This is a genomic window from Sulfitobacter sp. HGT1 (genome assembly GCF_013282155.1).
Classification (GTDB): domain Bacteria; phylum Pseudomonadota; class Alphaproteobacteria; order Rhodobacterales; family Rhodobacteraceae; genus Sulfitobacter.
Map to the genome: position 1 here is coordinate 1 of NZ_BLWI01000014.1, position 12385 is coordinate 12385.

General features: G+C 52.1%; 7 protein-coding genes. 6 read left to right on the top strand and 1 reads right to left on the bottom strand.

What is annotated here, in order from left to right; all coding sequences use genetic code 11:
* The first annotated feature begins 294 nt into the window (after positions 1-294).
* The 4 genes from HGT1_RS16150 to HGT1_RS16165 all read left to right on the top strand — a co-directional run bounded on the left by HGT1_RS16150 (position 295) and on the right by HGT1_RS16165 (position 8182).
* Positions 295-1368 (top strand): hypothetical protein, encoded by a 1074-nt coding sequence (locus tag HGT1_RS16150; RefSeq protein WP_176250995.1) that lies wholly within the window; start codon positions 295-297, stop codon positions 1366-1368.
* Positions 1369-1372: 4 nt separating this feature from the next.
* On the top strand, positions 1373-2332 hold the full coding sequence (locus HGT1_RS16155; RefSeq protein WP_255200251.1) for a site-specific integrase: 960 nt from the start codon (positions 1373-1375) through the stop codon (positions 2330-2332).
* Positions 2333-2679: 347 nt separating this feature from the next.
* Entirely contained in the window at positions 2680-6477 is a 3798-nt protein-coding gene (locus HGT1_RS16160) for a hypothetical protein (protein ID WP_176250996.1), read from the top strand.
* Positions 6478-6835: 358 nt separating this feature from the next.
* Entirely contained in the window at positions 6836-8182 is a 1347-nt protein-coding gene (locus tag HGT1_RS16165) for a phospholipase D family protein (RefSeq protein ID WP_176250997.1), read from the top strand.
* Between the two features lie 1027 nt (positions 8183-9209).
* Here HGT1_RS16165 and HGT1_RS16170 read toward each other — a convergent pair.
* On the bottom strand, positions 9210-10193 hold the full coding sequence (locus HGT1_RS16170) for a hypothetical protein (protein WP_176250998.1): 984 nt from the start codon (positions 10191-10193) through the stop codon (positions 9210-9212).
* A gap of 484 nt (positions 10194-10677) precedes the next feature.
* On the opposite strand from HGT1_RS16170, the gene HGT1_RS16175 reads away from it, so the two are divergent.
* Together HGT1_RS16175 and HGT1_RS16180 are read left to right on the top strand one after the other, a co-directional pair.
* Positions 10678-11331: a TetR/AcrR family transcriptional regulator gene (locus HGT1_RS16175; protein WP_308791278.1), complete on the top strand. Its 654-nt coding sequence runs from the start codon at positions 10678-10680 to the stop codon at positions 11329-11331.
* A gap of 22 nt (positions 11332-11353) precedes the next feature.
* On the top strand, positions 11354-12334 hold the full coding sequence (locus HGT1_RS16180) for a zinc-binding dehydrogenase (protein WP_176250999.1): 981 nt from the start codon (positions 11354-11356) through the stop codon (positions 12332-12334).
* Positions 12335-12385 lie beyond the last annotated feature (51 nt).

Sequence of the window (12385 nt, forward strand, 5' to 3'; positions counted from 1 at the left end):
TTTTAAGTGACATCCAACAGAGAGACTTCAGGCGCAGATTTACCCAAGCTTCGCAGCCGTTGGAGTTCGCCGCTGATTTCGGGACACTTTTGATGCGCAAACGCAGGCCCCGTAAATTTCGGAGCAAGGTCGGTATCAGGCGGATATTTAGACGCCCAACCCGGCGAAAATTTCCCGGAATAATTACGCCGAAAATACCCGGCACTATGATCGCTTTTTGCTTCCCTGCATCGTCCAAAAAGGTACGAAATACGAGGGCACAATGGTTCTGCTCCCCTGCTCAAGGAGGAGCCCATGCCGTCAATTTCACCCTTTCACCGTTTCGAAAAACTTTTGATGGAACGTGCACAAACTTGGCCAATACCTGGCTGCAAATCCCCGGCACCAATGTCACGCTGGCAAGCGGCCAGTTTGTTACAAAAAGCAATCCGCCGGGGTGATGTACCGCGCGTCAAACTCGCAACCTCGTCACTTCTGCAATCTGACCCCGCCCGGCTTTGGCGCAGGCTGGGGATTATCGCTTTTGAAGACATCGGGCTGGCAAACCTGTCTCTAGTGGGACAGGTCACTCTTGCACTGCAGGGAAAAATCTTCCGCCGGTCGCTAGGCGGGGAGGCTCGCGTGGCATCGGGGCTAGCGACAGACCTTGCGTTATCCTCGAAAAGTCGCGCAGCGGATGACATGCTGTGTGTCATAGTTGATCACCCCAAAAGCTCGGACATAAGGCGAAAGCTGGCTGGGATGTCGGAGGAGAGATTATTGACAGTGGTAGCTGCCTGCCAAGATATGACGACCAGATGTATAGCCGCCGATATGTGTGCAGTTAATTGCACAGAGCCAAAACATCTCTTTCTAGAGAAGTTTTTGAATGCCGCTGGGGTTGGCCCGTCAATAACGTGGATGGCGCAGGAAGGTAGCAAGCGCACTGGAACATTGCTGCCGTTGTTCATGGCGTTGCTGTCCCAGCAAAATGGCGTCAACGAATTTAATCCTGACGACGAAATGCCAGAAGAGATCGATATCGCAGGCCTTCCGGGTTGGGCGCTTGATATGTTTACCCGAGAAGGCAAGGCGAGCATTCGCCATCTTTTGGCGGGTCAAAGCGAGGCCGCAAGATATCTCCGGGATAGCTTCCCAGTAGCAGGCAGAACGCGGCTACTTGGGGAGGCTGTCTTTCGGGTGGAAAGTGGGTTGCTGCGAAATCGCAGCGATGGCCCAAAGGGGCAAATGCTACGTTCGCAAATGGAGCGTGAATGCCTTGGGATAGACCTAGACCAAGCAGATCAGTTGTTGAGGCTCACGCGATCCGCAGTCCCAGACTTAAACGAATGCCGCAAATACATCATGGGGGGACCAAAGCATGGCTGAGGATATGATCCTAACCCGGCATAATCCTTTCTTATCCCGGGTCACAAACGGTTCAAATTGCACCACCTTGAGAGGGGATGATGCGGTTGAGCACTTCATCCGCGAAAGCCTTTCGGAGAACACACGTCAGGCCTATCGGGCTGATCTGGCCCACTTCACAGTTTGGGGCGGTACACTCCCGGCTTCACCCGAGACAGTTGCACGATACCTTGCCGAACACGCCGAAATCCTTGCCCCTGCCACTCTCTCCCGCCGTGTTGCGACCCTAAGCAAGGCTCACGCGGCAAACGGCTGGCCGAACCCCTGCCGCAAGGAGTTGGTGCGCGCGACGCTGCGAGGGATCAAGCGGGTCAAAGGCACAGCGCAAGCTCAAGCACGGCCATTGCTGCGTGAAGACCTATTCTTGGTTCTGGACGCCTTAGAGGATGACCCTCGCTCTCTCAGAGATCGCGCATTGCTGCTGATCGGCTGGGCTGGGGGCTTCAGGTCTTCAGAACTTACCGGGCTAGACATCTCAGACATCGAAGATGTGCGCGAAGGCATAATCCTGCATCTCCGCCGCTCTAAGGCGGATCAGACAGGCCAAGGCCGCAAGGTCGGTATACCTTTAGGGAGGACACGTCACTGCCCTGTGGCGGCTCTCTCTGGATGGCGGCAAGCCCTCTCAGGGCCAGGTGGCAGGGTGTTCCGTCCCGTAGACCGTCACGGCAACGTGCGAGGTTCCACGCTGAGACCAGATGCCGTTTCGACAATTCTCCGGGATCGGCTGGCTACGGCGGGGATCGAACCTGAGGGCTACAGCGGCCACAGTCTCCGCGCGGGTATTGCCACAAGCGCCATCAAAGCTGGGGTTCCCACATACAAGGTCCGCGCACAGACAGGTCATGCGTCCGACGTGATGCTGGCCCGATATGTTCGGGATGCTGGATTGTTTGATGGGAATGCAGCCGGGGCTTTGTTGTGAGTTGGGCGGATTGTGTTGAAAAACTCTCCTTCAGCGCATTGGGCCCAAATTTGGCAGAACAAAATTCCAAAATATGGAAATTTCGGCGGCATTCCGGGGCGCAATTAGCTCGTCGGGGAACAGGTTTCCGCATTTCAGAAATTTGCAGTTGCAGCAAAGAGTTTTTCAACACAATCGGCGAAAACCGGACTTTCGCTGCGGTGCGCAATGTAATTCGATGAGGTTCCAAAGCAGCCATTCACAGATCTCTGATTGCAGGCGAAAAAATATACCTACAAAGAGCTTATTTTTTTTCAAGCACTCGCGTAAGGGTAGTGCCCGTATCCTCCAACCTAGTGGCAGAATTCATGTTCCCTATATCGCCAATGCCCAAAAACCTTGAAGAGAACCAAAACACTGGAGCGTTTGAAGACTTAAGAAAGCAATACAAAGGTACCTTTGCTGTTTTGGAAGATTCGGACCCGCTCGCTACTGCACTTTCCTTCGCCGCTCTTTTGCTGAATGAAAACCTCCAAAGTTCCACTTATCGGATCGAGACCTTGGTCAATTTAGCTTTGGCGCTTGGTCGCGACAAAAACAGGCTCAAACAGAAGGATTTCCGCAGACTTTATGGGGACATGGAAAATGGCATCGTCGCTAGACAAGAAGATCCAGCTGAAGATGTGTTCGTAAGTAACATCAGCACTATGCGTGGCAATTTCCTCGTACTTGAGGGGCTAAGTGAAGGAACTGGATACTTCCTGCAGGTATTCATGCAATTGGTCGACAGTCTTCCCAAAAACGAAAGCTACGATGTGATTAGGGATCCAGTCTACGCACTGTTGACCTTGTCAAATGAAGCCTGCAAACGCGCCGGTTTGTCCAGAAACCAGCTGGGGAACGAGAGACCACAGGCAAAGCTCACACCACAAGATGCTGAACGAATACCGGAGCTGAGAAAATGTCTTACGTTTAGCTCGGCAGATCTTGATGATCTGGGTATAAAGCTCGACGACCTTGGCGAGTTTGGATTTGGTCCATCAGCAAGAGCAAAACTCCTCAAACAGAACCTTCTTCACAACGACCTCGAACGTTGGCCCGTAGGCCATAAGGACAGCAATACTTTCCTGCTGCTTCCGACCGCAGTCAGCGGCAGCATTCGTCGCTTTGTTTTCGAGATGATTGTCAAAGCCTACGGGCTGGACACCTTCTTAAAGGCTTTAGCCTATGAGTACTCAAAGCGACTGAACTTGATACCTTTTCTCGGAGAATTTGGTCGAATTCAGCTAGAATTTACGCCCGCCGGTGACACTCTCATGGCAAGTGTGTTCCGCTGGGTGGACGACGGGAGAGCGCTTCACATTCTGTTTTTCATGGACAATCTGCGGGGCTTTGAAGAAACAGGGTTTGGCGGGTGGCACAAGGACCAGCCCAATACATCCGCCGCGATCCTCGATCACATTAAACTGGCTAAAGCGAAAGCTGAAGAAAGCGATGACTTCAAATCTGGCATAAGCATAATAGTAAACTGTGGCGTCGGGCGAGGCATCAATCTTGCTGCCAGCGTGTTCGAAGTTGAAGACTGGGACGTAGACTTTCTCTCTGTGCACGACTTTGAAGTTCTTTCTAACAAGCACAGCTTTTCACCGATTTCACTATGGCGGCTGAAGGATGCTGAACGGCAGGTTTCGGGAGCTGGAATTGAACTCTTCAATATCAATGGTCTGCTCAATCTGATTGCTTGGCGAGAGCAACTTGGCGGCCACTTGGTACCACACAATCAGGTTCCAGATACCTTCGGGGACGGAGGTGCCGGTTTGATCATGGTCGATCAAAACGCGCTGCGCACATTGCGACATCAATCGAAACAAGAAGCCGATGTTCATTCTGCCTGCAAGCTTGATGGCAGTTGGACTTTGGTCAGACGCACGTCCAGCTCGTTGAGCGAAGAAGATCGATCCATTTCTCTATATGCAGACATGCTAAGCAACGAGAGCCTTCCGGCGTTACTGTTCGAGGATCGGGGCATCGAATGGTGGACCCAGGTAAGTGGTGTTGAGGGTAGTCCGAGAGATGCGATCTCTGAACGTTGGAGGATGCTGTCTACATGGTTGCCTCGAATTGCCCAAGCATTTGGTGCACTTGAACAACAGCACAAACCGCCAAATCGATTGCAAATCAATGCAACCTTTGATGGTGCAATGGCTGGCCTGGCAGAGCAGCCTAAGCCGTTCTCAGAAAATGAGCTGAGGGAAACTCTTTCAGTAAGTGCTCAAACCGGCGAAGCGGTGGTAACCGTGAAAGCCAATCGCAGATTTGAAGATGCCTTCTTCAATGAAGATAATGTTGCCGAAAGAGCGTGGGTGAGGGCAGCTTGCCTCGGAGTTTCTCAACTCGCAGCTGAGCCGTTGGCCGCAGAGCAATTTGAGGATCTGCTAAACTTAATTGTTCCGAACAACCGTGTGCGTCAAACGCACGCCTTCCCTGCAGCGAGTTTTCGCGATTTTGTTCATCACAAACTCCCTCGAAAACCAGTATTCATAAACGATGCCGACACGAGCACTCTCAAGCTTTTCCTTGGTTGGAAGGTCCGTGACCGCAAACTGGGCGCAAACATACAAGGAAAAGCAGAGTGTACGGCCTATCTGCGCCAATTGGTTGAACTTCTCGAGAATAAGCTGATCGATTTCTTAAGAAAATTTGAGAAGAAGTCTGTTTTGCAAAGGCTTATCACTAACCATGAAGCTGCAATGTGCGACCAAGAGACTTGGAAAAGAACCGCCGCTGCTGTCAGTGCATTGCACGAGGAGAAAGGACGCGCATTGGAGGAAATACTCAAGCACCAGTCGAAGCTTAACGCAGTTTTTCAGTCATCGCGTGTTCTAGTCGAAGTTGCTAACTGCGTTTGCAGCCTCGACGATGGCGATGCGTTTGGCGAATTTGATCTCGCACAGTCCATGGCGATGATGATTGAGATTATTGAATTTGGGGGATGGTCTGACGCAATCCACTACGGCGCGATGGAACCAACACTTGTGGTGGCGGCGCTCGGCGATGTCCTAGCTAACCATGACTTTTTCGAGGAGGTTGTCGTCCCGTTCGGTCAAGCTGGTATGAAATCCAGAGTTGAGCGAAGCATTCAAGGTTATGGGGATCACTTTTTGGCACCTAAGGAAAAGACTGGCGAGCTGGATAAGGGGTTTTTGGCCGAAAAAGAACAGTTTTCAAAGGCATGGGAATGCGAGCTTGGCTTCCCTATTGAAGCACATGGAGCTTTTGTAGTTGCTTGTGAAGAGGTGGGGCTGGCCGAGGAAAAAGCGTGCTTTGTGGTTCGAAAGTCGGAGCTTACCCGGAGGGTTCTGGACCTAAAACCGGAACTGGAGCAGCATTTGGATCAAATTTTTCATGAACTCTCTCTGCTCCCAAGATCAGACTGGAGGATCGCTCCTGAAGGATTTACTGATCTTGATCGCCAACCTTGGAAGTTCCGTCGTTTGCTAAGTGTCCTTCGGCGTCCATTGATCCAACTTAGCGACGTAGAGGATCCTGAAATCTATCTTTGGCCAGGGATGGTCGGCGATGGTGGTGAGTATACTTTCGTTCGGTACTGGGAAGCCGAATTCCGCGAAATTCAAATTCGCACGAAGGAAATGCTGCGTTGGAATGGTTCGGTGAAGGATAAAAGTAGCTTCAACGATCAAGTGGCTGGAAGGCTCCGTGAATTGGGTTGGACAGCAAAGTCAGATGTTGGCGTTACACAGATTTTGGGTCGATCTGAGGATGAGAAGTTCGGCAACATCAAGCGACTAGGTGACGTGGATGTTCTTGCATGGGACGAACAAAGTCGCCGCGTGATTGCTATTGAGTGCAAGGATCTTATGTACCGAAAGACGCCTGGAGAAATCGCCGAACAGTTGTCAAGTTTTCGAGGTGAATTGGATGCAAAGGGCAAACCGGACCTCTTGCTTAAGCATCTCAACCGAGCATCCGCCCTGCGTGGAAATCTTGATGAACTAAGAAAATTTACAGGGATATCCGATCCTACTTTGGAGGATTGCCTCCTTTTTAGCGGTCAGGTCCCCATGGGGTACGCAAAAGAGGGTATCCGCAGCAAGGCAAATATGTTGCTTTTCGATCAAATAGGCACCCTAGCTTTGAACACATAAAATGCATAGTGAGTAAAGCTATGACTGAAAAAACTATTCTGGACTACTTCGGAACCGTTGACCGGCCCCAACGTCTTTATTGTGGCCTTTGCGAAAGACTGATGCACCTCGACTTCGTGCACTTGCAAGAGCGCACAAGGGCCAATTTCGAGGCCGCTGTCAACTCATCCAAACATTTTGCATACTCATCCTCCGCTGTCCCACAGCAGCCGCGTCCTCGCTGCCCTCATTCGCATTTTGAAAATCCTACACAAATGACCAAGGTCCGGTTTGACGGGGCGTGCAGCAGCATCCAACGCGACACTTGGACGGTCGGCTCAGGTCAGTCAGAACAAATAACCACTGATATGAGGTCAACATGCAACTGATGATGGGCGGCATTAACGGAAACTATCTCACCAACATCACGCTGAATGCGGCGACTGAGACGCAAGAGGTTTTGGCAGCGGTCGCATACGTTACGGAAATGGACCTTCTGTTCGACTGGTGTTGGAACAACGGTATCCCGCTTAAGTTTTACGGTCGCCTCGACGAAGGCGTTCCAGTCAAACCTTCCATCCTATCGACGTTCCTGGATCGGAAATCTGCAAGATTCCAATGCCGTCTCGTTCAGCATCACCATGCAAAGGTAATCTGGTGGCGCGAATACGGCCTGTATATCGGCTCTGCGAACCTCACCGCGAGTGCCTGGTACAAGAACGTCGAAGCAGGGTGCTTCTTTCCGGAAGCAGAAATCACCGACGAGATGGCGGACGATATACTTGAACTCTTCAACGTGCTCGATCGGAACTCGACGCCGCTGACGGAGGAGTTGCTCGCCGTCATGCTGAAGCGTGCAAAGCAGATAGCCAGCTCGAAGCCGCCTTCTGAGGAGTTCTGGAATAGCCCCAGTTTCAACAAATGGTCGGGGCTCGTTCAAACCGGGAAGAAAAAGGCCACGGACCGCCGACGCGCCGCATTTCTGGAGGAGTGGCATTCAACGCTTCAACAGCTTCGTGACATCGGAAATCTTGTGAGCAAGCCTGAGAACAGACCTTCATGGGTCGACGCGGATGCGCCAGCCGGTGCTCAAGGCGACCAATTCCTACATGCACATTATTACCAACGCACCTTTGATGGACGCAGAGCACTCTATACCGAGCATTTCGAACGGAACAGGAAGAACCCTGATACTGCGGTCGCCGAAGCCATAAGCTGGTGGCGTAGCCTCTCAAAAGCTCCTTGGGAAGAAGACGTAATGTTGAATTCTACCGCCCCTATGCTTCGGGAGGCGCTCACTGCCGAGGCCATCGACGAAATGGACTATAGCGATTTTCGTGAGGTCTGCATGGGCATACATTCCATCAAGGATTACGCCCGACGAGTGGCCAACAAAGCTGTCGGTCTTCGAGAGGACGGGACAAAGTACACGATACCAGAAAAGGTCGACGCGCTCTCGAAACGGATTTGGGGCGACAAGTCCGCAGGCGGCAACGACGTTAAGCAGCTCCTGAACTTCATCCTATATAGCGGTGCAGAGGCGCAATTGCCGGAGCGCCTCTGGACCGCTGTTCATGACCCGAAATGGAAAATCGAAGGCCTCGGAATCAGCGCTTTGGGCGAACTCGTCGGTTGGGCACTACCGGATCGTTTCCCACCCCGGAACGGACGAACATCGAAATCTCTTATGTCTTTGGGCTATGACGCCACAGTCCACGTTAGATGACTTAAGCTACAACAGATCTTCGACGCGGCTCTATCGATTTTGCATGACTGCTTCGGCGAAGCTGCAATGCAGCGTGATGCTGCTGGATCAATGTTCGGTTAAGACCGTTTCCAACAAAGACGGCGTGGACAACCCCTCGCCTCATGAATCCTGACCATGACATAGTTCTGCTTCGGAAACGGAAGCGCAATACGCACGAAAATTGGTGGGAAAAAATCGATGGAAAACTGTTCAACATTGCGATGAGCTGGTAGCAATTGATACGTTAGGTGGAATAAATGTAGATGCTGGAAAGGCTGGATACGAATTGAAAGTCACATGGCTATCCAAGATCGCGGTGTTCATAACACTGGCGTCACCGTGCTGGGCGGCTCAAGACCCCGTGGTAGTTTCCTGTAAGTTTCAAAACCTTCCACTGATGCAGTTTATATTTCGAGGAAACTCTTCCGAAGAAATTAGCACTGTTCAGATTGGCGACCGAGTCCCGTTGCCCCTAACGATTGGGTCGATGTTCATATCCGCTACTGATGATCGAACAGGCACTATGTATCAGTACGTGTTGCGCGAACCAGCGAACGTTGATGTCTGGCAGCAGGGTGCCAGCAACCAACTGAACTTTTACGGCGAATGTATATCCAGCTTGAGATGAAGCGATAAGAACATCGGGATGCAGACCGGACTTACTTCCACAATGGAAATGTGTTTTCGGGGCTAACGACAACCAAGCTCCTTTCGGAAAGCGTTCACCCGTTCAAGGTTTTTACTTGAGCTCTGCCCACACTGCTTTTCGCATGGCACACCATCGTTATCACCATCAGCGCGAGCGTACCCACATATACACCATTGATAAACGGCTTCCTTGCAGCTGCTTACCTGCCCGCAAGTTTTCCCGCAGGAGTAGGCTTGGGCCAATTTGAACTCACCCGCGGCACTTTCTGGAACCTCATCCGGATAAGCAAAATTTGGCCTCAAGGTGAGGAGTGCGAAACCGACAAGAATATGTATTATATGCATGAAACGGACTCTCTTACTCAATCCGCATCCTCTCTGCATTGAACATTAAAGTCATTTCCTTCCAGGCGTCAAACTTCTCAGCCGGTAGTGGGAAGCCCCTAGCACCACATCTTATAATACTGCGACGGGCAGCTTCGAAAGCTTGGGTTACGGCAGCTTCTGAGCCGCCAAAACTGCTAGCAAGTTGTATGGAACCAGCGATAGGCGTACCGTCCGGTTTCATAGCCATCTCGACCGTGACCGTGGTGCGGAGTGCCTCGGACGAAAGGGATCCTACGGTCCAGCAAGCAGACACCGCTAAGAGGAACGCTTGCTTTTCTTCAGGAGACAACGAAGCCTCGCTAGGCAGATATGGCGCAGTCGGTGCTGCCAACCGGTGATCCAACTCATCAGGTACGCCATTTGTTTCTAAGTTTCGCCCTTTTGCAGGTTCTGAGAGCTCAGGACTGATGGGCTTTGGCTTTGGCGTTTCAGCAGATTGGATAGGCTCAGAGGACGAAGCTTCTCTATCAAAAGCTCCTTGGGCTTCTAATAGCAGAAGCAAGCCAGCTACGGCATCGAGAGACGATTTCGAAACCTTCCGGGGAGATTCAGACCCGCTGCCCCAAGGCAGAATGGCAGCTTTCATTGCGCTATCGCTACAAAATGCTTCAACGTGAAGCTTTTCTCCGTTTATCAGCATTCTGAACTGAGCGACTGGCCCTCGGCTGTCCTCAAAAATTTTGACGGAAGAGAAGGAAAGTATGTTTGCCATCACCGTTCCAGCGTTAATCGATACTTGTAGGAAACCAAGGCACGCACTGTTCGAAGAGAATTCTCTACCTTCTACAGTCGACTTCATGAAATCATCGAATTTCTCAGGAGCACCCTCGATTAGCTCCCCACCCTTCTCCATTGCGCTGCTACCCAGACCCAAAAGCAGGCTTCTCCCCAGATCCTGAGCTCCAACAGGGAAAGAGACCACGACCGCAAACGCTAGCGGCATCAATATTTTCAAACTTTTTCCCCCACAAAGATCGACATGACAGGCATTACTCTATCTCGAATAAAATGATATTTGCATAATCCTGCTGACGGAACAAAGCCCACATTTTTTATCAAACTTTGCATCGCTCTCCTGCTAGCAAGTTTTCACTGACTAACGGGAGAGGCCGCAAGCATCGCGCATCACAATTATCGCAACAGTTTGACTGGCGCACTCAGGCCTGCTCAGAGGGACTGAGGAGGACAATCCATCCGACAAATACTTGCTTTAAGCTCCTCGGATGTACTTTTTGAATTCGTCCTTGAAGTGGTTTACAAAACTGGTTAACTTTAATGTGGCCATGCTGGCTTAACACACTGGAAAATATAAGTTTTGGGATTTTTAGCGGATCACCCGCTAGGCTCCACCATTACCTTTGCATCATATCCCGGACACGCTCCGCCATCTTGGCTAACGGCTGGTATGTTCCCCACTAAAATTGTGTCGCGGCAGATTTATGATAATCTTTTCCGCGCCAACACTAGACGACTGGTCCATTACTTCCTATCTGCCCCTCATGGCAGAGCAAAAGAAATCAGACCTCACGCGACAGAAAATCCTGACCTCCGGCCGTGCGCTGATCAGCAAGCACGGCTTTGGCGCGGTCGGGCTGGCGCGAATCCTCAAGGAAAGCGGCGTACCCAAAGGGTCGTTCTATTATTACTTCCCCTCAAAGGAAGCATTCGGCCACGCCCTGCTGACCGACTATGTCGCCGATTACCTTGCGCGGATTGACGCGCTTTGCGCCACCCAAGGGTCCGCCCATGACAAGCTGACCGCCTTTTGGACGGCGTGGCTGACGCAGGCGGGGTCCGAAGGCATTGCCAGTCAATGTCTGGTCGTCAAACTGGGGGCCGAAGTCGCCGACCTGTCCGAAGACATGCGGCAGGTGCTTGATAAGGGCGTCACCGCCTTGGTCAACAGAATCGCCGCGCTGCTGATTCTAGGGGCGAAAGACGGCTCCCTGATCGCCGTCGACGATCCACAGGCAACCGCCCAAATGCTTTATGCAAAATGGCTGGGGGCCGCGATTCTTGCCAAACTGTCGCGAAATGAAATCCCGCTCAGACAGGCGCTGTCAGAGACGAACAAAACCCTTTCAAAATCCTAATTTAAAGAAAAGAGACACCGCTATGAAAGCTGCAATCCACGATACATTCGGCGAACCAATTGAAGTTCTGAAAGCCACTGAAATCGACGCACCAACCCCGGGCGCTGGCGAAGTTTTGGTCAAAATGACCCTGTCGCCGATCCACAACCACGATCTGTGGACGATCCGCGGCACCTATGGCTACAAGCCCGATCTTCCCGGTGCCATCGGCGGGTCCGAAGCGCTTGGCACGATTGAAGCCGTTGGTGCGGGCGTTGATGCCCTAATGATTGGCAAACGCGTCTCAATCGCGGGCGTTCACGGCACTTGGACCGAATATTTCCTAGCCCCTGCCGATGGCGTGCTGCCCCTGCCCGATATGATCTCTGACACGGCGGGTGCGCAGCTGATCGCGATGCCGTTCAGCGCCATTTCCCTGCTGGAAACCCTGAAGGCGAAAAAAGGCGACTGGATCATCCAGACCGCCGCAAACGGCGCTGTTGGCAAGATCATGGTGACGCTGACCAAAGCACGTGGCATCAATCTGTTGAACCTCGTGCGCCGCGACGAGGCCGTGCAAGAGTTGACGGATATGGGCATCGAAAACGTCCTGTCCACATCCGGTGCCGATTGGCAGAAAAAGGCGCGTGAAATTGTCGGCGATGCTGGCGCGGTATCAGCCATTGATTCTGTCGGTGGCGATGTATCGGCTGATCTGGTTGATCTGCTGGGCGTTGATGGCGAACTGGTTGTTTTCGGCACTGCCACAGGCGCGCCAATGCCGCTGTCGTCGGGCGCGTTGATCATGAAGCACATCACCGTCAAGGGATTTTGGGGTGCGCGCATCAGCAAGGAGATGGACCCGGCTGAGCGCAAACGCCTGATCACCGAACTGGTCACCTTGGTCGCCAAAGGCGACTTGGTGCTGGAAGACGGCGGGGTCTTTGCGATTGATGACGTGTCTGACGCCATGAAAGCCGCCCTGACACCGGGCCGCGCGGGCAAGGTGATGATCCGCGGCTAACCGTTAAGCTCAGAAAAACGAAAGCCCGGTCTCTGGAAACTTCCAAAGGCC